Genomic DNA, 23,761 nt, shown 5'->3' on the forward strand with positions numbered 1-23,761 from the left:
ACGGCGCGTCCCCATCAGCTTGCAGACGTACACCGCCAATGATCGGATGCCGTCATGGTGAGGGCTGGTGGGGAATCCTCGACCTTCTACCGGGCCGCCGACGGCAGCGAACTGCCCCTGCTGGTCTTCGAGCCGGTCGAGGGCACACCGCCACGTGCTGGCATCGTCCTGTTCCATGGCGGCGCCCTCCGCGAGGGATCGCCCGACGGGCTCGCCCCGCACTGCCGAGCACTGGCGTCGCGGGGAATCCTCGCGGTGTCGGCCGGCTACCGGCTGCTCGGTCGGGGCGCGGCCGGCATCGACGACTGCCTCGCTGACGTACGGCGCGCGGTCGAGCGGTTCGGCCGGTTGGCAGCGTCGCGCGGGCTCGACGCGCCGCACCTGGCCTCGGGTGGCAGCTCAGCCGGCGCTCATCTCGCGATGCTCGCGGCGATGACCCCGTCCAGCACGGCACCGGAGTTCGGCATCACGGCCCTGGTGGCCCTCAACCCTGCGGGACTGGATCTGGGCTCCTTCGAGCCGAACGCGCAGCGCCGCCTCGCACAGGAGGTCGGTATCGCCGCTGACAGACTGATCGAGTACTCGCTGATCGAGTTCGTGCGACCGGGCAATCCACCGACGCAGATCCACCACGGCACCCGCGACGAGATCGAGCCGATCGGCTCGGTGCGGCAGTTCCGGGACGCGATGGTCCGCGCCGGCAACGAGTGCACGCTCCTTGAGTACGAGCACGCCGAGCACGGATTCCACTACCCCGGCACCGGCGGGCACTTCGACGACGTCATCGACGCCACGGCGCGCTTCCTCCTCTGCCGGACAGCAACGACCTGAACGGCGCGCGTCTCAGCTGGGCGGCGGCGGGCACTCCAGGACGGCTATCGAGTTCCCGGCGAACAGCCCCAGGTGCGGGTGCCCGGCGAAGATCTGGACGGCCTCGTCGTGTGAGCCCGCTTCCACGATGGTGTAGGCGATCAGGGCGTCGGTGAAGTCCTCGACACCTCGTGCCGTGACCCGCTTCTTCGCGTTCAAGGGAGCGCCGGGGTCGACGATGGCCTTCTCGTTGGCCTGCGCCCACGACGCCCACGCGTTCATGAACTCGGTCTGCTGCTGTTCGGTGAGTTCGGCCTTGTCGGCCTCGTCAGCCGCGCCGTTGAAGAGCGCCAAGAACCTACCCATCCCGGCATCTTAGTGGCGGCCCGCGTAGGCAGCCGAGTCGCAATCACGACCCCGGCCGAAATGCGGCCTTCGCGGCCCTCCATCGCCACGTTGGCAGTGCCGTCGGCCGCCACCGCGGGCCCGGCCGACCAACCCGTCGTCAGCGTCGCGGCGCAACCGGCCAGCCCGGCCAACGCGACTGCGGCCGACAACCCGTGCGCCGGCATCAGCGGCGTCTCGTCCCAGGCTGTCGGCGGCTGCCCGTACGGCGCCACCTGCGTCTACACCGACACCTACTGGCGGGACCTCGTCGGGTTCCGCTGCGGTTGCGCATTCCCGGCAGGCGGCGAGGTCGACTCAGGCTTCTTGAGACCGCCCCGCAAGAACGACCTTAAGAAACTTAAGGTCAACTTCTTGGAAGTTGAAGATTCTTGAGATACAACTTTAGGTATGACAGAACAGGCCATGGACTGGCAGGACCTGACCAGCCTGACGCGGGGCCAGCCGTTCGTCGTCGAGCGGGTGCGCCTGGCGAGCAACGGCGTCGCGATCGAGGGCGAGTTCGAGCCACCGCAACTGGCTCAGCTCAACGTCGATGACCAGGTCTTCGTCACGGCGTTCGTGCGCTGCCACGGTTCGATCAAGGAGATGGAACGCATCTTCGGGGTGAGCTACCCGACGATCAAGTCACGACTCAACCGGATCACACAGATGCTCGACTTCGTCGAGACCGACCCGGCGCCCTCGCGAGCCGACATCATCGACCGGTTGCGCCGCGGTGAGATCACCGCACAGGAGGCGTTGGCCGAGCTGGACGGCCGGACGTGATGCCGCAGTTGGTGACCGTCAAGGTCAACCGCCCGGACCGCCGGCCCGTCCGGGTCTGGGTTCCGGTGCTCCCCGTGGCGCTCGTGCTCTTCCCGGTCGTGGTCCTGGTCGTGTTGGCGGCGATCGTGGCCTGCGTCGTGTTCCGCATCGGTGTGGTGCGGGCCCTCAACGCCGCTTGGCGTGTCATCTCCGCGCTACCCGGCGCCCGCTTCGACATCGAGCAGGGCCACACGGCCGTGTTCGTGGCCATCCGATAAGGAGAGGTTCAAATGACCGAACAACGCAAGGACATCCTCGACATGCTGGCCGCCGGCAAGATCACCGCCGAGGAGGCGGAGCAGCTCATCGCCGCACTCGAACGGGACCAGGCACCGGCGACGGCGAGTCACGACGCCCGACCGAAGGGCAAGGTGAAGTACCTGCGGGTGATGGTGGACGCCACCGACAACGGCGAGCCGTCGCGGGTCAACGTACGGGTGCCACTGCAACTGCTGCGCGCCGGTGTACGGCTGGCGGCGCTGATCCCGCCGCAGGCCCTGGTCAAGGCCAACGCCTCACTCAGCGACTCGGGGGTGCCGATCGACCTGACGCAGCTCAAGCCCGAGCAGTTGGAGGCGCTCGTGGAGCACCTCGACGAGGTCACAGTGGAGGTGGATTCACCCGATGCCACAGTGCGGGTCTTCTGCGAGTAGGCGCCGCCTGATGGGACGGGCAGCGGAGGGAACCACTCGGACGGGTGGTCCCTCCGCTGGTCGTCGCGGTCCTCCGGCACGACGTCGGCTATTGCGCGACGTGGCGCCATCGGCGCGGTGGACGTTCGTCGGCGCCTGGCTGCTGGCGTCGTCGGACGAACCGTGCCAGCTAGACCAGCGCCCCGGGAACAGGATCAGGGTTGACCGGGATTGGCGCGCCGGAGCGCTCGGTCACCTGAGCGGGCTGCTGCCCCGCACCTCTGGTGTACGGATGGACGGGCAGCGTCGCGCCGAACCGCGCGAGGACGTTCTGGATGGGGTTGAAGCACATCTTCCCATCGGACTTCGCGATGACAATTCCCACCGCCCACACGTGGCCAGCCCCGTCGGACTGCCACACCGGCCCTCCGCTATCCCCGCCATCCACCGTCGCAGTGGTGCACAGCAGGTAGTCACGCACACCGTCAGGGTAGTTAACGGTTCTCCACTCGGTGATTCTTCCTTCCGTCCAGCCCGTCCTCCGACCCATCTTCCCGACCAACATGCCGGGACTGAGGGCACTGTTGTTGAAGTAGCCCACGACCCTGCCTGGGCTGCGTCCGCTCACCGGGTCCACAACGATTTGTGTGGCGTCGTCCCCGGCGTCCATGCGAATCAGTGCTCCATCAAAGGAGTTCGTTGTGTATATGTCACCGACTCGGTCGTTGCGGATCACCGTGCCGTATCGGCGATCGCTGCCGTACACGATGTCCCCGGTCCGGCCGTAACCCCAGCAGTGCCCTGCGGAGACCAGAAACATCCCACTCGACCCACGGACCGCGTAGCCGCCGGTGCAAGACCCCGGCGTGGTGCCCGGGGCATTAGGGTACATCGGATCACCAGGCCGATAGAGATAACCGGCCGCCTGCACCGGCGCCGCTCCCAGCAGCACCCCCACACAGATGATTGTCAGCGCCGCGATAGACGCTCTAAAAAGTCGCACCGGTACTCCGAACGTGAGGAATCGGCAAAGCTCGGCTTATGACGGCGCAGTCCGCATAAGCCGATGTTTAGGACGGACACCAGCATCACCGGGCGGGAACATCGAGTCAAGCTCATGTTCACGTTGCTGACCCGACAGTCAGAATCGCTCTGAAGCCTGCCCTTCCGGCATCCTCGGTCCGCTCTTCGTGCTGAGCCGTGTATTCAAAGGTTCACCACCATTGGAGTAGCGCGGCGATGGTGACCGTGGCCTGGAACGACGTTGCGGTCTTGTCGGAGCGGGTCGCGACGCTGCGGCACCGCTTGAACCCTTTGGCCTGCCGCCTGCCCTACTGTCGACGGCACTGTCGACGGAAGGAACCTCATGAACGAGAACGACCAGACGACGTTCCGTACGTCCGCCCGCCTCACCTTCGTGTTCATGCTGCTGATGGGCTTGCTGGCCTGGGTTGTCGTCCAAGCCGTGCTGGCACTCATCGCGGGCCGGTCGGCGGCCGACTACACGAGCATCGCCGTTTCGGGCGTCCTCTACGCCGTCGTCTTCAGCGCGCTCACGCTTGTGCTGCATCGCAGGAACTGGTCCTCGGTCGACGTCACCGGTCCGGCACTGGCGCTCGCAGAGAAGGGGCGAACGGCCGTCCTCCCGTGGCAGGTGATCCGGTCGGCGACGGTCCGCCGTCCTGGCCCGTTCGCCGTTCTTGAGGTCATCCTGCGCCCAGAAGCGGTCGCGCCATCCGCTACGACGCTTCGTCCTGGGATTCGCGCCGGTCAGCCTGTTTACAGGATCAACGTCGGACTGCTTCGGCCGGCGACGGGCGTCCTGCGTACCGCACTCGCCCGTCACCTGCCACCGGTCGCCGACCGTTCCTGACCTCCGCTCGCGACGTCACTGCGGCTACCGAAGACGGCTCACCCGCCGACCGGCTCGTCAGCCCTTGGCCTTGCTGCGACGAGCCCGCCCACCGGGCTTGACGTCGCCGCCGGCGAGCCGGGTGAAGGTGAGCATGTTCGCCAGCGCCACGGCGACGATCGCGACGCCGACCTGGATCGCGAGCACTACCCAGTCCCAGCGCAGCACCCACACCTTGACGCCCGCTCCGTCGTCGATTCCAAGCGCTCTGGCGACCACTGTGCCCAGCACGGCCGAGCCGACGCCGATGACGAACGTGGCGAAGAAGCCGATCCGCTGCCTCCCCGGCAGGATGAGCCGGCCGAGCAGGCCGACGAGGGCACCGATGAGCACCGCGCCGAGATAACCAGTTACCAGCATTGCTGTCTCTCCCCTCCAGCAGTGCCCAGGTACATGCCCGAATCTCACGTTCCCGGAAACCCCGCCCTGGCGGCGACCGGGCGCGGGATGGTGTCGAAGCGACGCCATCGGGAACGTCGATGGGAGTCGCTCGGAGGGGATCCGCGTCGTCCGAAGTGCTCGTGTTGGGCCCACTCGGCACGATGGGTAGCCTGCCGGCATGGCAAAGGTCGTCACGTACCTGGAGATGAACAACGCCACGGACCTGCGACCGGGAAAGGTCGTGCCGGAACTTTCCCTACGGCGCGTCGACGTTGGCCTGCCGCTCGTGCACGCCATCAATGGTCAGGTAGGGGCGCCCCACGGGTGGCGTTGCGCGTCTCGCACGAACGAGGAGTGGCAGGAGCTGATGCGGTCTCGTCCGCTGCGCCAGTACCGGTTCATCACCCTGAAGGACGAGATCGTGGGGGTGGCGAATGTGGAACCCCACCCGGACGGAGAGGTGGAGATCACCGCCTTCGGGCTGATGCCGGAGTATGTCGGGAAGGGTCTCGGCGGCCATGCGCTGACGCTGACCATCCGGCAAGCCTGGGACATGGTGGCCCTGGAGTCTCCGGCCGTACGCAGGGTGTGGCTGCACACCTGCTCGTTGGACCATCCGAATGCTCTCCGCAACTATCAGCGACGCGGCATGACTGTCTACCGCACCGAGGTCGAAGCCGAGTAGTTGTGGGCAGCTACGGTGCCCAGCCTCATCGCGGTCTGGCTGAGGGCTTGCGAACGGCTGGTCTGCTCGCGGGGGGCCACCGCGCGCAGCAGGCCGATGATCAGGCCGCGGGCGTGTCAGATCGGTCCACTACGCTGGCGGAACTTTCACACGTGAACGAAGGACGCACATGGCCCGCCCCTACAGTCCCGGACCGAAGCTGTTCGTCTTCGCTGCCGGTGATGGCAACGATCAACACGTCTCGGTGGGCGACCCCCAAGAGGCGTACGTAGCGTTCTCTGCGTTCTTCCGGGGGCGAGAGTCCGACACCTACACCATCACTGACGAAGCGGCGAAGCAGAGTTTGGTGCTCAGGCCTCGTCGGGGTGTGATCTCCCGAATCGAGGATGCCGACCAACCTCGGTCGGAACACCTCCAGGTCGACAGGGGCAACCGCTACCTTCCGAGCGCGATGCTGTTCTTCGAGAACGGATACGCCGGCCTCGACTACTTCGGCCAGTGGTTCCCTGACCTCTCCGACCTCGAAGCGTCACCGGAGACCCGCGGTGCCGCCCGCGCTGCCTCGTTCACGACGGAAGCAGCGGCGATCGAAAAAGTCGGCCGGATCTGGGCGGATTCGGGCATCGTCGACCCGAGCGACACGTACTACGTCTTCTTCGACTCGCATGACGTCGACGATGACCGCGCCGAACGAGCCGAGCTGCTCCAGTTGATCGCATTCCTCGGTCTCGAACGGGTCGACGCCCCGGCCGAGGCCGCCGGGGGCGAAGTCTGGGTGCGCACCGACCCACGCCTCGCTGTCGAATGTGCACGGTGGTCGTGAACAGATGACAGACATCGTTTTCACGCGCAGCGGCTGGATCCCGAAGGTGGTCCGCGAGGGCGGCGAGCTGAAGCTGACGCTCGCCGCCGGGGCCGACGCCAACCATGACCCTCGCACGTTCACGTTCCCGATCGGGGAAGCTCACCTCGCGGTGATCCGGGAGGACCTGGCTCGACACCTGCTGCTGTGGAGTGCGGTCCTTCCGCTGTGCGACGCCGCCGGAACCCGGGGCCAGCTCGACGAGAACGCCGCCGTCGCGCTCCTTGACCAGGTCCTGCTCTCCCCGCCCTCGGACGTCGACGCGCTCTTTCGGCGCATCCGGTGGGACAGGAGTCGTCTCGTCGCCCATGGCGCTGACATCGAGCTACTGGAGCGCGGTCAGGTCTGCGAGGCGATGCGCACGGCGACGGAGGTGTCGAACACGAAACGTGCCCAGGAGTATCACGCAAACCGCCGTCGCGCCGAGCGCGGAGTAGCACTCGGGCCACTCGACACTGAGATTCTGCGGTACACGGGCCAGTATCTGCATGGTGCGACGGTTCCACGGCGCAGCCCCGATGCCGTCGACCCCGCGCTGCTGCCCCAGGTCATGCGGGTTATCGCGACTGCGGAGCAGGCGTGCGCCGGGATGCAAATCGGCCTCGATCCGCGGCGGGGAAAGCGGGCCACTGACAAGCGCGACTGGGATCGGATGGCGGCGACTGTCGACGAGGCCGTGCGCCGCGCGTACCCCGAACTCGTCGATGACGCGGTGCGGACGGTGAGCTTTCTGATGTGCTCGGAGGCCGCGGACCGCTCCAAGAGCACACCCGTGGAAGACGACGACGAGGCCGCCGACGACCACGGTAAGACGGCCCTGTCGTTCACCGATGACAAGGGCGGCGAGAAGAAGTGGGTACGGGGCGGTCCTCGCACCGCCTCCGCCGACTTCTGGGAGTTCGTCGCCGATCGCTCTGCCGGGAACAACGAAGTGTTCACCATCGAGGACGAGGAGATGGGCGAGGGGATTCAACTCCACTTCTACGCCGACTCCATCGCCCGGATCACGACGGTGCGACCCGGGGAGGCCGGGTCGGACCCGGAGTACCAGGTCGAGTACAGCCTGGTCGACGGGATCGGCGGGTACCGGAAGCTGGTGAGCGCCTTCGTCCGCGGCGGCTGCGTCGCACTCGAACAACACGGTCCCTGGATGTCGGACGTCGCCGAGTTCGAGCGCGCGCGTCGTCGGCGCGACGCCCGGTAGTCCCAGAGGGAGGCCGGTGCCGAGGCCAGCGGCCGTCAGCGGGTGAGGCCGACCAACGTTAGCGACATCCATCAAGTACGCGCCCCGATACTCAGCCGGCAACCGCCGATTAGGAGGCCGTCGCGCCGCCGATGTTAGGTTCGCTGGCATGACCGGGCAGATCACGGCCGCGCAGTTCCACGCGGCCGACGGTGTCGAGGACTGGCGCTGCCTCTACCACCTGGTCTCGGCCCACTTCCCGACCGGCTCGCTGTCCAAGGGCATCGCGTTCGTCGATGAGATTGGCCGGCTAACCGACGAGGCCCAGCAGCAATACCTCATCGTCGACCTGCGCGGCAGCGGCGTCACGGTGAGCCTGAATCGGCGCGACATTCCGTTGGCCCGGCGCATCTCGGCCGCCGCCAAGGAGCTGGGCCTCCCCGCCGACCCGACCGCCGTACAACTCATCAACGTCACCCTTGACGCACTCGTCGGCGCGGACGTGCTGCCGTTCTGGCAGGCGCTGCTCGGCTATCGGCAGATTGGCGACGACTACCTGTTCGACCCGTCGCGCCGCGGCCCGGGCTTCGGTCTGCAACCGATGGACGAGGCGCGCCCACAGCGCAACCGCATGCACCTCGACATAGCCGTCCCGCACGATCAGGCAGAGGCACGCATCGCCGCCGCCCTGGCCGCCGGCGGCACCCTGGTCTCCGACGCGCACGCACCCAGGTGGTGGGTCCTGGCCGACGCCGAGGGCAACGAGGCGTGCGTCGCCACCTGGGTCGGCCGCGCATAGCAGGACGGCGACCTTTCAGCTCGTGAGCCCGACCAGCGTGGCGAGTCGCGCCACGCCGGCCGGCGCCGGCTGCGCGCGGGCAACATCGGCGATCACGGTACGCGCCAATGGCCGACACCGAACCTCGGCCGGCGCGACGCTGTCCGCGTCCACCAAGGCCCGTGCGGCCCCGCGCAGGTCACCCATCTGCAGGTACGCCCGCGCGACGTCCACTAGGTACGCGCCCCGATACTCGGCCGGCAACCGCCGCCACGCCTCCCGCCGAATCACCGTCCCGTGCCTTTGTAACGCCTCGATGGCATCACCCCGTTGCGCCGCCACGACCACCCGCGCCACGTCGACGGCGATCGGCCCGAAGCTGGTCCGGTGCACATCGTCGTACCCCCTGAGCCCGGCGGCGACCCCCGCAGCCCGGTCGATCAGCTCGTCGGCACGGCGGGTGTCGCCGCAACCGACGGCGGCCAGGGCGGCCTGGAGCAGCAGCGCCCCACCCACGGCCCACTCCCCCGCCGACCGCTGCGGCTCGCCCCTGCCCCCGCCCCGGTGATCATGAGGTTGACGGTCGAATAGATCTTCTAAAGGCCCGTCAACCTCATGATCACGAGGGTGTGTTGGGGTGGGGGTGATGCGGTTCGCGGCGGCGAACGTCGCGGCCAAGGCGAGGCTGTCGCGGCCCGAAGCACGCAGCGCCTGGGCCACCGAGATGGCCGCCGTCGCCGCCAGGATCCGGTCGTCGCCCGCGGTGGACATCGCCCGGTCGGCGGCCAACCAGCCGAGGTCGGCCTCACCGAGCTTCACCAGCAGCGATGAGGTGATTCGGTACGCCTGCACCAGCAGCTCCGGTGTCTGGGCGCCCTGAACGGTGTCGAGCAGACTCGGCAGGACCCGCACCAACTGCCCGTAGTGCGCGTGCTGGTAGCTCAACCAGGCGTACCCGACCTGCCTTCTCAGCTCGTCCGTCTCCCGTGGGGCTCGCGGGGTGTCGTAGCGGGCGAGCGCGGCCCGGATGTCGTCCACCCCGTCCAGGGGGCCGGCAGGCATTGGCCGCTGCTGGCCGAGCAGCACCTCCGGATCGACCCGCAGGACATGGGCCAGCTCCTGGATCACCGAGTACCGGTCCAGGGCGCGCACACCCCGCTCCACCTTGTCCACCCAACTCTTCGACCTCCGCAGCCGATCGGCAAGCATCTGCTGCGTCATCGACCGCCGCACCCGCCACCGCGCCACCCGCCGGCCGATCGGCACGTCATCGTTGGTCACGCCGCCACCGCCGGTCCGGGACCGCGCGGGTCGTGTCCTCCACGGGTACGCGCTCCGCGTCGACCTGCGTTAAGAGGCGTTGCTTGGCAGCCTCGCGCTCAGCAGCCTCCGACTGCCCACCCTTGCTCACCGGCTCGTCGCCTTGCACGCCCACCTCCGTCAGCTAGGACGGCGAAATATCCTCGCCGCCACCCACGAACTCCCTTGACCAGCGAAGCCGGCTGCCCTGCTGCAGACCAGGTGGCAAGCGATGCGTCCGATTGCGCTGCTCACGCGCGGGTTGCGCGGCGTTGTGCAGGGTCTTCAGAGGACCGAGCCAACCCATAGGCTCAATCACTAGTAGTAGTTGGCTGATGTCTGGAGGCGGAACCATGGCGCGACCGGTGACCAACGCACCGTTCGAGGAACTGTTAATCGCCGCCGGCTACGGTAACGCCCACGGCGCCTTTGCTCGCCAGCTCAATCACACCGGTCGCGGCCAGGGCATCTGGCGGTACGACGCCGCCAGCGTTTACTGGTGGTTGCGAGGTCGCAGACCTGGCGAGCACGTCCAGACGGCCATGGCAGAAACACTGGCCCGCAAGCTCGGTCGCTCCGTCGCGTTCACAGAGCTGGGCTTCGGCGCGGCGGACAGCACCGGAATGAGTGTCTACCCTGCGTCCGTCGATGGGGCGATCGATACCGCTGAGCAGATCTGGACGAGGCTGGCCAAGCACCTCAACCAACATGCCAGCGGGGTGTTCAACAGCGGCAGAGCCCTTGAGGCGGCGCTCGGCTGGCGGTATGACCTGCCAGACGAGACGGTCAGCCGCAGCGGCCGGCAACAGGTCACCTCGACCGACGTTCAATCGCTGTACGCGCTGGCGGACCACTTCATCGATTTTGATCGACGACACGGCAGCGGCTCTCCGCGCACCCGTTCGGTCATGGCCGACCTTCTCGTGCGTCAGGTCGCGCCAATGTTGCGCGGCGCCTATAGCGATACCGTGGGGCGCGACCTCATGCGTGCAGGGGCGACACTCTCCGGCCAACTCGCCTTCATGTCGTATGACGCGGGCGATCATGCCACCGCGCAACATCATGTGACCCTCGGCCTGCGGCTCGCGAAGGCAGCTAATGACCACCTTTACGGCGCCCACCTGCTTGCGAATCTCGCCACGCAGGCTGTGTTCTTGGGCCACGCCCGGGAGGCGGCCCGGCTCGTCGAAGCAGCCATTGACGGAGCCCGCCGTGCACCTGCCACAGTACTCGCTCGGCTGCATGCCACCGCCGCTACCGCGTACGGACAGTCAGGCGAGCGACGTGCCTGCCAGCTCGCCCTCGCCAGGGCTGAGCGTGCTCTCGACCAAGCGGGCACAGACCTCGGTCCGCGCTGGGTCGGCTACTTCAGCCCTGCCCACCTGGCCGGGACGGCGCTAAGGTGCCTCGGCGACCTGCATCTCTACACACAGGCGCTTCGACATGTTCCCGAAGCGCTCGCCCTGGGCAGCGAGAACACGCGGACTCGTGCCCTGCACACTGCCCTCATCGCGGTGACCCATGCGCGCGCTGGAAACACCGATGCCGCCTGCGACTGGGGCCGGAAGCTAGCGCAGCATAGTGCGGGCATCCAGTCGGCACGTGTTCAACAACGCGTCCGCGAACTCACTACTGCCCTCAGCCCGCAGCAGGCATCGCCCCAAGTCAAAGATGTCCTGCATACCCTCGCGGCCATGCCGGCAGCGATCTAGAGCGGGAGCACGCCCAGACAGTCGGCTAGCGTCACAGATGTGACCTGGACGGAACCCGCCACCTGGTATGCCAACCTGGCTTCCTTCTACGCCGCCGCCGCAGCCTTCATCACCGACCCGGCGGGCAACGTGCTGCTCGTCAAGCCCACGTACCGCGACCACTGGGCTTTTCCCGGCGGCTACGTGGACGAAGGTGAATTCCCACATGATGCCTGTGCCCGCGAGATCCGAGAGGAGTTGGGCTTTGCCCTGGCGGTGGGCGACCTGCTTGTAGTGGATTGGGCACCGCCAACTGGACAGCGACCCCGCACGCTCATCAGCTACACGTTTGACTGCGGCAACATCGTCGGACTGGACGGAATCAACTTGCCCCGGAATGAACTAGAAGACGTCGCCTTCTTCTCAGCGGAGGCTGCCAAGCTGCGTCTACCGGCCAAGGTTGCTCCCCGAGTCCTCTCAGCGATCCAGGCACGGAGAAGCCGCACCCCGATCTACTTAGCCGGCGGCTCGGACCCCCGTCAGGGCTTCGGATCGGCCTCCCGGGATTAGGTGAGAGAGCCGCAGGAGCCAACATAGCGCGGCAACTTCGTCGACTTTCTCGACCGTCAGCCGCTTGGTGCCCGCTGTTGTGACACCTGACGGACCTCGACACGCACGATCGCACGGCCTACATCGAGCACATCCCGCATCTGCGCGTCCAAAGGTCCGTCCTGTCTGCAGGTTAGCCGACTACGACAGGCACAAGCTAAGACGCAGCTCGATCATGAGCCGGTGTCGTAGGTGTTCTAGGGGCGACACTCCTGGTCGGACTTCATCCGTGCAAAACCAGATGCGGGAACCACCGATCGCACTCTGCCCAGCGCGGCTGCGATGAAATCTGTCAGCAATCCGACGTTTCTCGACTGGAAACCTAGGTCGACCTGAGCCAAGATGCTCGCTACGGTCGGGCTTGCCCTTCCTAGCGGCGCTGCCGCTACCGAGGGGATGACGCATGTCTAAGTGCTGCAGGACCTGAGGAGCCGAAAATCGATACCTCGGATAGCGCGAACCACAAGTTCACCTCAGCCGACGTGGAGCGCGCCCGCCGTGACGGATATGTACGCTTCTCCGGGTGGGGCCTGCAAAGCCTTCCGGCAGCGATCAGCGAGCTAGGCGATCTCGAGAGACTTTATCTTATCCACAATCGCTTGAAAAGCCTTCCACCTGGGCTAGGGCATCTAATCAATCTGACTGAACTAGACGTACGGAACAACGTACTCTCATCTCTACCCAAAGAGATTGGCGAGCTTCGAAAACTCGAAGAGCTTTACCTAGACGATAATCACATCACCGAACTGCCGCCCGAAATCGGGCAGCTTTCAGAGCTTCGCGAGCTTGATCTCGACGGCAACAAGATTGAAGTGCTCCCCAGCGAGTTGTTTCGGCTACGGAATCTTGAGCAACTCGATCTTCGAAACAACAAGTTAGCATTTCTCCCCCCAGAGATTGGTCACCTTACAAATTTGCGCCGGCTTTACCTCAGCAACAACAGACTGAAGGAGTTGCCGCCAGAAATTGGCCACCTTACAAAGTTAGACAAGCTTGAGCTAGACGGAAATTTGATAACTGAATTACCGAGAGAAGTAGCCCAACTGCTCAGCCGATCAATTTCCTTTTCGATTGCAAGGAATCCTCTGGCGGACCCATTGCCAGACCTAGTCTCGCGAGGAATAGATGCTCTTGATGCTTATCTTCGAAGCCTCGAAGACGCGGTGCCGCATTACGAGGCGAAGGTACTGATCGTAGGGGAGGGTGCCGTTGGCAAGACCTCACTCCTTGCCGCTCTGAAGGATGAGAAATTCGTAAAGAACCGCAACACAACCCATGGCCTTGAGATACACCCCCTCCTATTCAACCATCCTGACCTCGATTCTGAAATGACGGTCCGCGCCTGGGACTTCGGAGGGCAGGAAGTCTACAGAATCACCCATCAATTCTTCTTTAGTCGACGGGCTCTATACATTCTTGTATGGAACGCACGTAAGGGGCAGGAGCAAAGTGAGGTTGAGGGCTGGCTCAGCCGCGTAAGGCTGCGCGTCGGCCACGATGCGCGTGCCATCCTGGTGCCTACCCACTGCGATGAACGCAATCCCGAGATTGACTTCGAGCAGCTTAAGCAGTCATTCCCCAACATGCTGTCTGGACAGTTTCCGGTTGACAACCAGAGTGGATACGGCATATCAGCGCTTCGGTCTGAGATTGCAAAAGAGGCTGCAAACCTACCGCAGATGGGAAGGATGCTAAGTCCTCGTTGGATCGCTGCCCGCGATGATGTACTTGCCCGTTACCAAAGTGAGCCCCAGATATCGTGGGCTGATTTTGTTGAAGCATGCAAATCACAGCATCTTGATGAAGAGGAGACCATTACTCTTGCAGAGCTGTTGCACGACTTGGGGCACATTATCTACTACGGCGACGATGAAGGACTGCGCGATATTGTTGTCCTGAACCCAGAGTGGTTGACGAAAGCAATTGCCTACGTTCTAGAAGACGTCCCGACCAGAGAAGCTAACGGCGTCCTCGACCACGCTCGCCTCCGAACGATCTGGCAAGACCGAACCGAGGGCGAGGTCTACCCGTCAAGACATCATCCGTACTTCTTGCGCCTTATGGAAAAGTTCGACATTTCTTACCGGCTTGAGGAGCGCGAGAAGAAGAGCTTGATCGCCCAGCTTGTCCCTCATTCACGACCGGTCTTGCCATGGGTTTTCCGAACGCCAGTATCGGCTAACGTTCGAGTAGTGACACTGGTTTGCAAGTTGCAAGAATCGGCACCAGGTATCGTGGCTTGGCTTACCGTTAGACATCACAATTCGTCGACGGGTAAACATTGGCGAAATGGCGTCTTCTTGCGACACCCGACGTCAGCTTATGCATCTGAGGCTCTAATCGAGCTACAGCAGGACCGGCGACTTATCATGCAGGTTCGTGCACCGTCGCCGGACCTGTTCTTCAACGTTCTGCGGGATAGCTTGGAGCATATGCTTCGAGGACGGTGGCCCGGACTCCATTATCAGTTCCTTGTACCCTGCCCGACACCCGGTTGCACGGGAGAATTTCCACTTAACGGCTTGCTCAGGCGCCGGGAAGGAGGCAGCATTACGCGCGATTGCTTGGAGTGCGATCACGACCACGACATCTCTGTACTGCTTACCGGCTTTAACACCAGCCAAGTAGAAATTCGATCTCATCTAGAGGCCCTGCATGAGGAACTGGATGCAATTCACGCGAGCGTAGGGAGGATGGAGGGCAGTGTGCAGCGAGTGGAGGTGTTCGCGGCACAGAGCGCGGACTCTCTAAGAAGAGTCTTGAAGGTGGTCTCAGCTGAGGTATCTGATTGTCCACGCATGTTTACCCTGGCGTTGCCTCCTCGGAATACAGGGCCACTTGTACCAGCGGCCATGCTTCGTGAGCGTCGCCTAACTTTTCAATTAGTCTACCTGACCCTATGGTGCGAGCACCCAGGGGAGTGGCACCCTTGGCAACCCGCTACATACGAGCTTAAGCAGGAGAGAGAGTGGCTGGTAAGGATCGCCCCTTACGCGAACTTCGTACTCAAAACCCTGCGCTTGGCCGTCCCGATTGTTGGTGCGGTATCGGGGATTGCGCTTCCACGGCAAGCGGTAGACGACCTGTCGAAGCGAATCGAATTAATGAAGGTGCTTGCCGAGAAGCTACCGGCCGAGGTAGAGCGGCAGGAACGTTTGGGGGAGTTGCCGAAGAACGAACTCACAAAGCCTGAAGGACAAGCCCTCCGAGGGCTACGATCCTTGCTCTTCAAATATGACGAGAACCGGTCGTTCGGAGACCTGCGCAGGGTTCAAGCACCGTCAGGAGAACTGCTCTGGGTCTGCCCCCGCCATTATCACGAATATGATCCCGGATTGCCGGAATTGCCCAATTCACCGACGCGGTTACAGGATTTGGAAACTAACAGCAGCGAGCGCACGGGGCGAGTTGCAGCAAGACCGACTCCGCGGCAGCGAGCTTCCGAAGAGCAGAAGTCGAACCGCCAACCAGATCATCATTTGGCGGCCGTTCCTCTTCGTCCCGCCGTACCAGAGAATACATAGCGGTTACGCGCGAATCGTTGGCCCTTGAACGACAGGCCGAATCTCCGCATGCCCCTGCCGCTGACCAGGATAACCACCTTGGATCATGGGAAGACTTTCCATGATCACTGCTCTGCGCTCTAGCGGTGGGATCCAGAGCCGCACGACATCCGAACCTCGACCAACTTTGGACATGCCCCCGGCGCGCTGCCCGCACTCGCATTAGAGCGCCACGATCGCCGCAGTCTCCGCCGGCAACTGGATCCGGTCCCGCATGACCGTGACCCCCTCCCCCGTAGCCAGCAAAACCCGCCGCGCAACCCCGGGCAGCGACACCCCCTGCCCCCGCCCAGCCAGGTTCGCCACGACAAGCGTGTCCCCCCGCCGCATCACCAAGAACTGGTCTCCGTGCTGCACAGAGACAGCGTTCAACCGAGGATCCGACAGATCAGGAAGAGACCGACGCAACCCGATCAACCGCTGGTAGAACGCCAACATCGAAGCATGCTCAGGCTTGTCCAGCTCGGCCCAGTCCAACCGCGACCGCACGAACGTCTCCGGGTCCTGCGGATCGGGCACGTCCCCTTCAGGCCACCCGTGCGCGGCGAACTCCCGCCGCCGCCCGGTCCGCACCGCGGAGGCCAGCTCCGGCTCCGGATGCGAGGTGAAGAACTGCCAAGGCGTTGAAGCGGCCCACTCCTCCCCCATGAACAGCATGGGAGTGAACGGCGCCGTCAACAGCAACGTGGCCCCAACGCGCAGCAGTGAAGGCGACAGAGAAGCCGAGATCCGATCCCCGGTAGCCCGGTTCCCGATCTGGTCGTGGTTCTGTAGGTAGGCCACGAACCGGTGCCCCGGCACCCGAGGATCAACAGGCCGCCCGTGGTGCCGGTTGCGGAAGCTGGACCAGGTGCCGGCATGGAAGAACCCACCGGTCAACACGTCCGACAGCGTCTCCAGGGAGCCGAAGTCCCCGTAGTACCCCTGCCGCTCCCCCGTCAGCAACGTGTGCAGGGCGTGGTGCGCGTCGTCGTTCCACTGGGCGTGCAGCCCGAACCCACCCGCCTCGCGCGGGGTGATGACCCGCGGGTCATTGAGGTCGGACTCGGCGATGAGCGACAGCGGCCGACCCAGGTGCGTCGACAGCGACTCGACGGAAACGGCCAGCTCTTCCAGGATGGGAACGGCCCGCGAGTCGTGCAGGGCGTGGACGGCGTCCAGACGTAGGCCGTCGACGTGGTAGTCGCGCAGCCACATGAGCACGCTGTCGATGATGTAGCGGCGTACCTCGTCGGAGTGCGGGCCGTCCAGGTTGATCGAGCGGCCCCAACTGTTGCTCTGCTCGGCGAGGTAGGGCCCGAACTGCGGCGCGTAGGCCCCGGAGGGCCCGAAATGGTTGTAGACAACGTCGAGGATCACCCCCAGACCGCGAGCGTGGGCGGCGTCGACGAACCGTTTCAGGCCGTCGGGGCCGCCGTAGGGCTCGTGTGGGGCGTACCAGCAGACGCCGTCGTACCCCCAGTTGTGTTCGCCGTTGAAGGCGTTGATCGGGAGCAGTTCGATCAGGTCGACGCCCAGGGACACGAGGTGGTCGAGGCGGTCGATGGCCGCGTCGAAGGTGCCTTCCGGGGTGAAGGTGCCGATGTGCAGCTCGTAGAGGATGCTCCCGGGCAGTTGCCGGCCGGTCCACGCGCTGTCGGACCACGCGAAGTCGGCGTGGTCGTAGCGGCGGCTCGGCCCGTGCACTCCCGCAGGCTGCCACGGTGACCGGGGGTCGGGCAGTGGGGTTTCGTCGTCGTTCAGCAGAAAGGAGTAGTCGAGGCCGGCGTCGGGCACCTCGACCCGCCACCAGCCGTCGGCGGCGGCGCGCATCTCGTGGTCGGTGTCGCCGGCGAGGCGCAGCCGCACCCGCTCGGCGTCCGGCGCCCACACGCTGAATTCGGTCATCACGCAGCCTCCACGGAAGTGGTGGAAGGAGTCAGCAGAGCCACGGGATAGTCGGCCAGAAGGTCGTCCAGAGGGGTCTCCCCGCCACTGTAGACCCGGCCGGTGAACAGGTCCTTCATCTCGTGAACGGGAAGTGACAGAGCTGTGTCACACCACCCACCGGCGCGTGCCAGGCCCAGCGGCAGCCGGGTCGCCACGGCGATCGCGCCGCCCCGGTCGAAGGCCACCACGTGTCGGCCCACCGGCCCGTGCGCGGGCACCGGCCGGTAGGTGGTGAACAGCTCGGGATGCGCCCGCCGCAGCCGCAGGGTCCGCGACACGACGAGCAGCTTCGCCGCTCCGTCGGTGTCGACCGGGGGACGCCAGCCGCCGTCGATGCGTGCCAGCAGCTCTCGGCGTACGTCGAAGTCGACCGGGCGGCGGTTGTCCGGGTCGACGAGGGAGTTGTCCCACAGCTCGGTGCCCTGGTAGGTGTCCGGCACACCGGGCATGGTGAGTTGGATCAGCTTCTGCCCGAGCGAGTTGCACCAGCCGGCCGGGGCGATCGCGGCGGCGAGTTCGGTCAGCTCGTCGTGCAGGCTCGGGTCGTCGTACATCTGGTCGACCACTGCGTGCACTGCCTGTTCGAAGGCCGGGTCGGGGTCCGCCCAACTGGTCGAGGCCCCGGCCTCCCGGGCGGCCTTCTCGACGTACGCGTGCAGCCGTTCCCGCTCGATCGGCCACGCGCCGACGGCGGTCTGCCAGAGCAGGTGGGCGAACGCCGGGTCGGGCAGTGGCGCGTACTCCATCCAGGTCTTGACCTGCTCGGCCCAGCGGCCCGGCAGTTCGCTGAGCACGGCGAGGCGGGCGCGGACGTCCTCGCCGCGTTTGGTGTCGTGGGTGGAGAGGGTGGTCATGCTGGCGGGCCAGCGGACCTGTTGGGCGTTGGCGAAGCGGTGGAACTCCGCTGGCGGCACCCCGAAGTGGGAGGGGTCGTCGCCGACCTCGTTGAGCGCCACGAACCGGGTCCAGCGGTAGAACGCGGTGTCCTCCACGCCCTTGGCCATCACCGCGCCGGTGAGCTGCGGGAAGCGTTGGGCCAGCTCGTCGTCGGGGTTGCGCAGTCGGCGGGTGACAGCGTCCAGGGCGCCGGCCAGGTCGGGGCGGCGGCGGCCGGCCTCGGAGCGGGCGGCGGCGAGGTGCCGGGCGCCGTGCGGCGGGTAGCCCCGGTAGACGGCGAACGCTGCGGCCAGCTCGGCGAACGCCACGCGGGCCTGCTCGGTGGGCACCTCGGGGGCGAGGGCGGCCAGCCGGGTCAGCTCGGCGGCGAGCAGTTGGGTGGCGGCGGCCAGCTTGGTGGTGTGGGTCAGGTCCTCCCAGGAGGTGTGCTGCCCGGTGAGGCGGTTGTCCAGCGCGGTGAAGTCACCCTCGGCGTCGGTGTCGACGAAGAGCCCGCCGACAGCGGCCAGGGCGTCGTAGCCGGTGGTGCCGTCCACCGGCCAGTCCGGCAGCTCCTCGCCGTACTCCAGGATCTTCTCCACCACGAGCCAGGCGTCCGGCGCGGCGGCCCGCAACCGGGCCAGGTAGCCGGCCGGGTCGCGCAGGCCGTCCGGGTGGTCGACGCGGATGCCGTCGACCTCCCCGGCGGCGGCCCAGCGCAGGATCAGCTCATGGGTGGCGGCGAAGACCGCCGGGTCCTCCACGCGCAGACCCGCCAGGCCCGCGATGGCGAAGAACCGGCGGTACGTCAGCTCGGCGTCACCGCGCCGCCAGGAGACCAGCTCGTAGTGCTGCCGGTCGTGCACCTCGCGGGCGCTGCCGTCGCCGGTGCCGTCGGCGACCGGGAAGCGGTGCTCGTGGTAGCGCAGCTCCCCGTCGACCACCTTCAGGTCGTCGAGGGCAGCCGAGTCGTCGCCCAGCACCGGCAGTAGCAGCCGGCCCCGGTCCCAGTCGATGTCGAACCAGTCGGCGTACGCCGAGTCGCGCCCCCGGCGCAGCACGTCCCACCAGGCCGGGTTGGCGGCCGGTACGGCGACCCCGGCGTGGTTGGGCACGATGTCGACGACCAGGCCGAGCTGCTTGTCGCGCAGGGCGGCCAGCAGCCGCTGCCGGGCGGCCTCCCCGCCCAGTTCCGGGTTGACGGCCCGGTGGTCGACCACGTCGTAGCCGTGCTGGGAGCCGGGGGCGGCGGTCAGCAGCGGGGCGCTGTAGAGGTGGCTGACGCCGAGGTCGTCCAGGTAGTCGACGATCGCGGCGGTGGCGTCCAGGTCGAAGCCGGGGCGGACCTGGATCCGGTAGGTGGCAGTGGGAGGGGTGGCCGTCATGTCAGATCGTCCTCTCCAGCACGACGAGGGAGCGGTCCGGCACCCGGATGGTGCCGCCCGCGCTGATCACCGTGGCGTCGTCCGGCTCGGGTTCGGCGGTGCTGATCACCCGTTCCCACTTCTGGCCGTACTCGCTGCCGGGCATGGTGAAGTCCAGGGGCGCGTCGTGGGCGTTGAAGCAGAGCAGGAACGACGCGTCGTGGTGCTTCTGGCCGTACTGGCCGCGTTCGCGGATGCCTTCGCCGTTGACGAAGAGCGCCACCGAGCGGCCGAAGTCGTTGCCCCAGTCCTCGCCGGTCATCTCCCGCCCGTCCGGGGTGTACCAGGCCAGGTCGGGCAGCGGCTCGTCGATGCCGCGCCCGTTCACCGGCAGGCCGGTGAAGAACCGGCGACGGCGGAACACCTGGTGACGCTTGCGGAACGCGGTGAGCGTCTGCACGAACTCCAGGAGTTGCTCGTCGGCGTTGTCCCAGTCGACCCAGGCCAGCTCGCTGTCCTGGCAGTAGACGTTGTTGTTGCCGTGCTGGGTGCGGCCCAGTTCGTCACCGTGGCCGATCATCGGCACGCCCTGCGACAGCATCAGGGTGGCCAGGAAGTTGCGCCGCTGCTTGGCCCGCAACGCGAGGACCGCCTCGTCGTCGGTGTCGCCCTCCACCCCGCAGTTCCAGGACCGGTTGTGGCTCTCGCCGTCGCGGTTTTCCTCGCCGTTGGCCTCGTTGTGCTTGTCGTTGTAGGACACCAGGTCGTTGAGGGTGAACCCGTCGTGCACGGTGACGAAGTTGATGCTGTGGAACGGTCGGCGGCCGTCGTCCTGGTAGAGGTCGGCGGAGCCGGAGATCCGGGACGCGAACTCGGCGAGGGTGGCCGGCTCGCCGCGCCAGAAGTCCCTTACGGTGTCGCGGTACTTGCCGTTCCACTCCGTCCACAGCGGCGGGAAGTTGCCCACCTGGTAGCCGCCGGGGCCGACGTCCCACGGTTCGGCGATGAGCTTGACCTGGCTGACCACCGGGTCCTGCTGCACCACCTCGAAGAAGGTGGAGAGCCGGTCCACCTCGTAGAACTCGCGGGCCAGGGTGGCCGCCAGGTCGAAGCGGAAGCCGTCGACGTGCATCTCGGTCACCCAGTAGCGCAGCGAATCCATGATCAGTTGCAGCGAGTGCGGGCTGCGAACGTTGAGGCTGTTGCCGGTGCCGGTGTAGTCGACGAAGTAGCGGCGGTCCTCCTCGCTGAGCCGGTAGTAGCTCGGGGCGTCGACGCCCTTGAAGCTCAGCGTCGGGCCGAGGTGGTTGCCCTCGGCGGTGTGGTTGTAGACCACGTCGAGGATGACCTCGATGCCGGCCGCGTGCAGCGCCTTGACCATGCCCCGGAACTCCTGCACCTGCTGGCCGGTCCGGCCCAGCGCGGAGTAGCCGTGGTGCGGGGCGAAGAAGCCGATGGTGTTGTAACCCCAGTAGTTGCGCAGCCCCAGGTCGACGAGCCGGTTGTCGTGGATGAACTGGTGCACCGGCATCAGCTCGATCGCCGTCACCCCGAGCCGGGTCAGGTAGTCGATCATCGGCGGGGAGGCGATGCCCGCGTACGTGCCGCGCAGCTCCTCCGGGATGTCCGGGTGGCGCATGGTCAGCCCACGCACGTGCGCCTCGTAGATCACCGAGTGGTGGTAAGGGGTGCGCGGCGGCTTGTCGTTGCCCCAGTCGAAGTACGGGTTGACCACCACCGACTTCGGCATGAACGGCGCCGAGTCGGTCTCCGACATCCGCTCCGGCTCGTTCAGGTCGTAGTCGTAGACCGCCGGGTCCCACTCCACGTCACCGTCGATGGCCTTGGCGTACGGGTCGATCAGCAGCTTGTGCGGGTTGCAGCGCAGCCCGTTCGCCTGGTCGTACGGGCCGTACACCCGGTAGCCGTAGCGCTGGCCCGGTTCGATGCCCGGCAGGTACGCGTGCCACACGTAGGCGTCCACCTCGCGCAGCTCGACGCGGCGTTCCGCGCCGGTGTCCCACTCGTCGAAGAGGCACAACTCGATCCGCTCGGCCACCTCGGAGAAGATGGCGAAGTTGGTGCCCATCCCGTCGTAGGTGGCGCCCAGGGGGTACCGCTCGCCCGGCCAGACCTGCATGTCGCTCCTTAGACCATGGTTATGTGCGCACCGGCCGAGATCGCCCGCGCGCACGCAGGTAGTGCCCCCGGCCCGGACGCGCCAATCCATCCTTTCAGGCGACGGGCGAAAACCGCCCGTCTGATGCGCGCTACACCACTCGGGTGTCCTCCGTCACGATGACCCTTTTCGAGGTGCGTTCTCGGGTCCGATGGACTTTCCTTGTTCGGGGGCAAGCGTCCGCGTGCGTCCCGCCAGGCCCTCGGCCACCCCTTACACCTCTCGCTCCGCCGCCACTGACGCCGGCGCGCTTCACCATGCATGGACGGAGATTGATGTGACACTGCGGGTCGACGAGCAGCTCGCTGCCACCAAGGACCGGGCCCACCGGCCCACCCTGACTTCCCGGCCCCCCGCGCAGTCCGGTCCCACCGCGCAGCCCGGCACGCCAGTGCCGGCGCAGTCCGGCCCCGGGGTGCCCCCGCAGACCCGCCGCATCCTCATGCTGTCCTGGGAGTACCCGCCGGTGCTCGTCGGCGGTCTCGGTCGACACGTGCACGCGCTCTCCGTCGCCCTCGCCGCCGCCGGCCACGAGGTCACCGTCGTCACCCGCCACTCCGAGGGCGCGCCCCTGGAGGAGTACGCCGACGGCGTACGCATCCTGCGGGCCCCCGAGGACCCGGTGGCCTTCCCGCTCGCCACCGGCTCGCTGCTGGCCTGGACGATGGCCTTCAACCACACCCTCACCCGCACCGCCCTGCGCGCCACCCAGGCCGGCTCGTACGACGTCATCCACGCCCACGACTGGCTCGTCGCGCACACCGCCATGACGTTGCGCGACCACCTGGACATCCCGCTGGTCAGCACGATCCACGCCACCGAGGCCGGTCGGCACCAGGGCTGGTTGCCGGAGGAGATGAACCGCACCATCCACGGCGTCGAGCAGTGGCTCAGCAGCGAGTCCAACCGGGTGATCGTCTGCTCCGGGTACATGCGCGACGAGGTGAACGCGCTGTTCGGCGTACCGGCCGGACGGGTCGACGTCGTCGCCAACGGCGTGGAGCCGCACCGCTGGCGGGTGCCCGCCCGTGCCGTGGCCGCCGCCCGCGCCCGCTTCGCCGCGGACGGCCCGCTGGTCACCTTCGCCGGCCGCCTGGTGTACGAGAAGGGCGTCCAACACCTGATCGAGGCACTCCCCCGGCTGCGCGAGCGGCACCCCGGGCTGCGTGCGGTGATCGCCGGTGACGGCCCGTACCGCGCCGAGTTGGAGGCCGAGGTGCACCGCCGCGGCCTCGGCGGCATGGTCACCATGCCGGGCTTCCTGGGCGGCACCGACCTGCCGGCCCTGATGGCCGCGTCCGACTGCTTCGTCGTGCCGAGCATCTACGAGCCGTTCGGCATGGTGGCCCTGGAAGGCGCCGCGGCCGGCGCTCCCCTGGCCGTCGCCGCCACCGGAGGCCTCGGCGAGATCGTCGAGCCGGGCGTCACCGGGATGACCTTCCGCCCGCACGACCCGGACAGCCTCACCGACGCCGTGGACGCGCTGCTGTCGGATGCCGACCGTTCCCGCGTCATGGCCCGCCGCGCCCGCCGGATGGTCCACGACCAGTACGGCTGGGCAGCGATCGCCCAACGCACCGCCGCCAGCTACGCCGCCGCCATCCACCACGACGCCGCGTTCACCGCCGAACGCGCCGAGCAGCGGATGTCGCAGGGCCGGGCCCTCCCGGCGCTGCCCGAGGGCAACCTGCTCGCCGCCGCCGGCCTGCGCTGACCTTCGTCCTCCAGGCCCGACTCCGGCTCGGGCTCAGGCTCAGGCCGGGCTCAGGCCGGACTCGGACTCGGGCCGGGCTCAG

21 protein-coding genes are annotated in these 23,761 nt (G+C 66.7%); 14 read left to right on the forward strand and 7 right to left on the reverse strand.

The window, feature by feature from the left end:
* Nucleotides 1-54 precede the first annotated feature (54 nt).
* Nucleotides 55-831, forward strand: coding sequence for an alpha/beta hydrolase (locus OG992_RS06680; protein ID WP_266302687.1), 777 nt, complete (start codon nt 55-57; stop codon nt 829-831).
* 12 nt (nt 832-843) lie between these two features.
* Here OG992_RS06680 and OG992_RS06685 read toward each other — a convergent pair whose 3' ends face one another.
* Nucleotides 844-1,176 carry a hypothetical protein gene (locus OG992_RS06685; RefSeq protein ID WP_266302688.1) on the reverse strand — a complete coding sequence of 111 codons (333 nt, stop codon included), beginning with the start codon at nt 1,174-1,176 and terminating at the stop codon, nt 844-846.
* A gap of 90 nt (nt 1,177-1,266) precedes the next feature.
* Between OG992_RS06685 and OG992_RS06690 the strand changes: the two genes are divergently transcribed.
* From OG992_RS06690 to OG992_RS06705, 4 genes are read left to right on the forward strand one after another with little or no spacing between them, the layout of a single operon-like run.
* Complete coding sequence (locus tag OG992_RS06690) at nt 1,267-1,590, forward strand: hypothetical protein (protein WP_266302689.1); 324 nt, start codon at nt 1,267-1,269, stop codon at nt 1,588-1,590.
* A gap of 15 nt (nt 1,591-1,605) precedes the next feature.
* The gene (locus OG992_RS06695; RefSeq protein WP_238685939.1) at nt 1,606-1,983 is read left to right on the forward strand and encodes a DUF2089 domain-containing protein; all 378 of its coding nucleotides are present in this window, start codon (nt 1,606-1,608) and stop codon (nt 1,981-1,983) included.
* The gene (locus tag OG992_RS06700) at nt 1,983-2,240 is read left to right on the forward strand and encodes a hypothetical protein (RefSeq protein WP_266302690.1); all 258 of its coding nucleotides are present in this window, start codon (nt 1,983-1,985) and stop codon (nt 2,238-2,240) included. Before OG992_RS06695 ends, OG992_RS06700 begins: the two co-directional genes overlap by 1 nt.
* A gap of 12 nt (nt 2,241-2,252) precedes the next feature.
* Entirely contained in the window at nt 2,253-2,675 is a 423-nt protein-coding gene (locus OG992_RS06705) for a DUF2089 domain-containing protein (RefSeq protein WP_238685941.1), read from the forward strand.
* A 169-nt stretch (nt 2,676-2,844) separates the two neighbouring features.
* Here OG992_RS06705 and OG992_RS06710 read toward each other — a convergent pair whose 3' ends face one another.
* Nucleotides 2,845-3,612, reverse strand: coding sequence for a S1 family peptidase (locus tag OG992_RS06710; protein WP_238685942.1), 768 nt, complete (start codon nt 3,610-3,612; stop codon nt 2,845-2,847).
* Between the two features lie 408 nt (nt 3,613-4,020).
* Between OG992_RS06710 and OG992_RS06715 the strand changes: the two genes are divergently transcribed.
* The gene (locus OG992_RS06715; protein WP_266302691.1) at nt 4,021-4,527 is read left to right on the forward strand and encodes a hypothetical protein; all 507 of its coding nucleotides are present in this window, start codon (nt 4,021-4,023) and stop codon (nt 4,525-4,527) included.
* A 57-nt stretch (nt 4,528-4,584) separates the two neighbouring features.
* Here the strand turns inward: OG992_RS06715 and OG992_RS06720 are convergent, their stop codons facing one another.
* On the reverse strand, nt 4,585-4,926 hold the full coding sequence (locus tag OG992_RS06720) for a GlsB/YeaQ/YmgE family stress response membrane protein (protein WP_266302692.1): 342 nt from the start codon (nt 4,924-4,926) through the stop codon (nt 4,585-4,587).
* Nucleotides 4,927-5,125: 199 nt separating this feature from the next.
* Between OG992_RS06720 and OG992_RS06725 the strand changes: the two genes are divergently transcribed.
* The 4 genes from OG992_RS06725 to OG992_RS06740 all read left to right on the forward strand — a co-directional run bounded on the left by OG992_RS06725 (nt 5,126) and on the right by OG992_RS06740 (nt 8,476).
* Nucleotides 5,126-5,632 carry a GNAT family N-acetyltransferase gene (locus OG992_RS06725; RefSeq protein WP_266302693.1) on the forward strand — a complete coding sequence of 169 codons (507 nt, stop codon included), beginning with the start codon at nt 5,126-5,128 and terminating at the stop codon, nt 5,630-5,632.
* 451 nt (nt 5,633-6,083) lie between these two features.
* Entirely contained in the window at nt 6,084-6,455 is a 372-nt protein-coding gene (locus OG992_RS06730) for a hypothetical protein (RefSeq protein WP_266302694.1), read from the forward strand.
* A 4-nt stretch (nt 6,456-6,459) separates the two neighbouring features.
* A complete protein-coding gene (locus OG992_RS06735) occupies nt 6,460-7,698 on the forward strand; it encodes a DUF6357 family protein (protein ID WP_266302695.1) in 1,239 nt (412 codons plus the stop codon).
* Nucleotides 7,699-7,846: 148 nt separating this feature from the next.
* Nucleotides 7,847-8,476 (forward strand): VOC family protein, encoded by a 630-nt coding sequence (locus OG992_RS06740; RefSeq protein WP_266302696.1) that lies wholly within the window; start codon nt 7,847-7,849, stop codon nt 8,474-8,476.
* 15 nt (nt 8,477-8,491) lie between these two features.
* On the opposite strand, the gene OG992_RS06745 is transcribed toward OG992_RS06740, so the two are convergent.
* Nucleotides 8,492-9,736 carry a helix-turn-helix domain-containing protein gene (locus OG992_RS06745; RefSeq protein ID WP_266302697.1) on the reverse strand — a complete coding sequence of 415 codons (1,245 nt, stop codon included), beginning with the start codon at nt 9,734-9,736 and terminating at the stop codon, nt 8,492-8,494.
* A 383-nt stretch (nt 9,737-10,119) separates the two neighbouring features.
* Here OG992_RS06745 and OG992_RS06750 point away from each other — a divergent pair, with 383 nt between their 5' ends.
* From OG992_RS06750 to OG992_RS06760, 3 genes are all read left to right on the forward strand, one after another.
* The gene (locus tag OG992_RS06750; protein WP_266302698.1) at nt 10,120-11,466 is read left to right on the forward strand and encodes a hypothetical protein; all 1,347 of its coding nucleotides are present in this window, start codon (nt 10,120-10,122) and stop codon (nt 11,464-11,466) included.
* A 39-nt stretch (nt 11,467-11,505) separates the two neighbouring features.
* Nucleotides 11,506-12,015 carry an NUDIX hydrolase gene (locus OG992_RS06755; protein WP_266302699.1) on the forward strand — a complete coding sequence of 170 codons (510 nt, stop codon included), beginning with the start codon at nt 11,506-11,508 and terminating at the stop codon, nt 12,013-12,015.
* Between the two features lie 521 nt (nt 12,016-12,536).
* Nucleotides 12,537-15,578, forward strand: coding sequence for a COR domain-containing protein (locus tag OG992_RS06760; protein WP_266302700.1), 3,042 nt, complete (start codon nt 12,537-12,539; stop codon nt 15,576-15,578).
* Between the two features lie 201 nt (nt 15,579-15,779).
* On the opposite strand, the gene treZ is transcribed toward OG992_RS06760, so the two are convergent.
* Genes treZ through glgX form a run of 3 tightly spaced genes read right to left on the reverse strand, consistent with a single transcriptional unit; the run spans nt 15,780 to nt 21,926 of the window.
* Nucleotides 15,780-17,504 carry a malto-oligosyltrehalose trehalohydrolase gene (gene treZ / locus OG992_RS06765; RefSeq protein WP_266302701.1) on the reverse strand — a complete coding sequence of 575 codons (1,725 nt, stop codon included), beginning with the start codon at nt 17,502-17,504 and terminating at the stop codon, nt 15,780-15,782.
* A complete protein-coding gene (gene treY, locus OG992_RS06770) occupies nt 17,504-19,807 on the reverse strand; it encodes a malto-oligosyltrehalose synthase (protein ID WP_266302702.1) in 2,304 nt (767 codons plus the stop codon). The genes treZ and treY overlap by 1 nt, the downstream gene beginning before the upstream one ends.
* A 1-nt stretch (nt 19,808) precedes the next feature.
* On the reverse strand, nt 19,809-21,926 hold the full coding sequence (gene glgX, locus OG992_RS06775; RefSeq protein ID WP_238685955.1) for a glycogen debranching protein GlgX: 2,118 nt from the start codon (nt 21,924-21,926) through the stop codon (nt 19,809-19,811).
* 481 nt (nt 21,927-22,407) lie between these two features.
* On the opposite strand from glgX, the gene OG992_RS06780 reads away from it, so the two are divergent.
* On the forward strand, nt 22,408-23,679 hold the full coding sequence (locus OG992_RS06780) for a glycosyltransferase family 4 protein (RefSeq protein ID WP_266305166.1): 1,272 nt from the start codon (nt 22,408-22,410) through the stop codon (nt 23,677-23,679).
* Nucleotides 23,680-23,761: the final 82 nt, after the last annotated feature.

Origin of the sequence: Micromonospora sp. NBC_00362 (assembly GCF_026342155.1) — a bacterium.
GTDB classification, from domain to species: domain Bacteria; phylum Actinomycetota; class Actinomycetes; order Mycobacteriales; family Micromonosporaceae; genus Micromonospora; species Micromonospora hortensis.

What these genes read in the sequence shown, in the direction of transcription:
- OG992_RS06700 (WP_266302690.1), top strand. Translation starts at nt 1,983, where the DNA reads ATGCCGCAGTTGGTGACCGTCAAGGTCAACCGCCCGGACCGCCGGCCC.
- OG992_RS06730 (WP_266302694.1), top strand. Translation starts at nt 6,084, where the DNA reads ATGCTGTTCTTCGAGAACGGATACGCCGGCCTCGACTACTTCGGCCAG.
- OG992_RS06715 (WP_266302691.1), top strand. Translation starts at nt 4,021, where the DNA reads ATGAACGAGAACGACCAGACGACGTTCCGTACGTCCGCCCGCCTCACC.
- OG992_RS06705 (WP_238685941.1), top strand. Translation starts at nt 2,253, where the DNA reads ATGACCGAACAACGCAAGGACATCCTCGACATGCTGGCCGCCGGCAAG.
- OG992_RS06720 (WP_266302692.1), bottom strand. Translation starts at nt 4,926, where the DNA reads ATGCTGGTAACTGGTTATCTCGGCGCGGTGCTCATCGGTGCCCTCGTC.
- OG992_RS06780 (WP_266305166.1), top strand. Translation starts at nt 22,408, where the DNA reads ATGCTGTCCTGGGAGTACCCGCCGGTGCTCGTCGGCGGTCTCGGTCGA.
- OG992_RS06685 (WP_266302688.1), bottom strand. Translation starts at nt 1,176, where the DNA reads ATGGGTAGGTTCTTGGCGCTCTTCAACGGCGCGGCTGACGAGGCCGAC.
- OG992_RS06695 (WP_238685939.1), top strand. Translation starts at nt 1,606, where the DNA reads ATGACAGAACAGGCCATGGACTGGCAGGACCTGACCAGCCTGACGCGG.
- treZ (WP_266302701.1), bottom strand. Translation starts at nt 17,504, where the DNA reads ATGACCGAATTCAGCGTGTGGGCGCCGGACGCCGAGCGGGTGCGGCTG.
- OG992_RS06680 (WP_266302687.1), top strand. Translation starts at nt 55, where the DNA reads ATGGTGAGGGCTGGTGGGGAATCCTCGACCTTCTACCGGGCCGCCGAC.
- treY (WP_266302702.1), bottom strand. Translation starts at nt 19,807, where the DNA reads ATGACGGCCACCCCTCCCACTGCCACCTACCGGATCCAGGTCCGCCCC.
- OG992_RS06735 (WP_266302695.1), top strand. Translation starts at nt 6,460, where the DNA reads ATGACAGACATCGTTTTCACGCGCAGCGGCTGGATCCCGAAGGTGGTC.
- glgX (WP_238685955.1), bottom strand. Translation starts at nt 21,926, where the DNA reads ATGCAGGTCTGGCCGGGCGAGCGGTACCCCCTGGGCGCCACCTACGAC.
- OG992_RS06740 (WP_266302696.1), top strand. Translation starts at nt 7,847, where the DNA reads ATGACCGGGCAGATCACGGCCGCGCAGTTCCACGCGGCCGACGGTGTC.
- OG992_RS06725 (WP_266302693.1), top strand. Translation starts at nt 5,126, where the DNA reads ATGGCAAAGGTCGTCACGTACCTGGAGATGAACAACGCCACGGACCTG.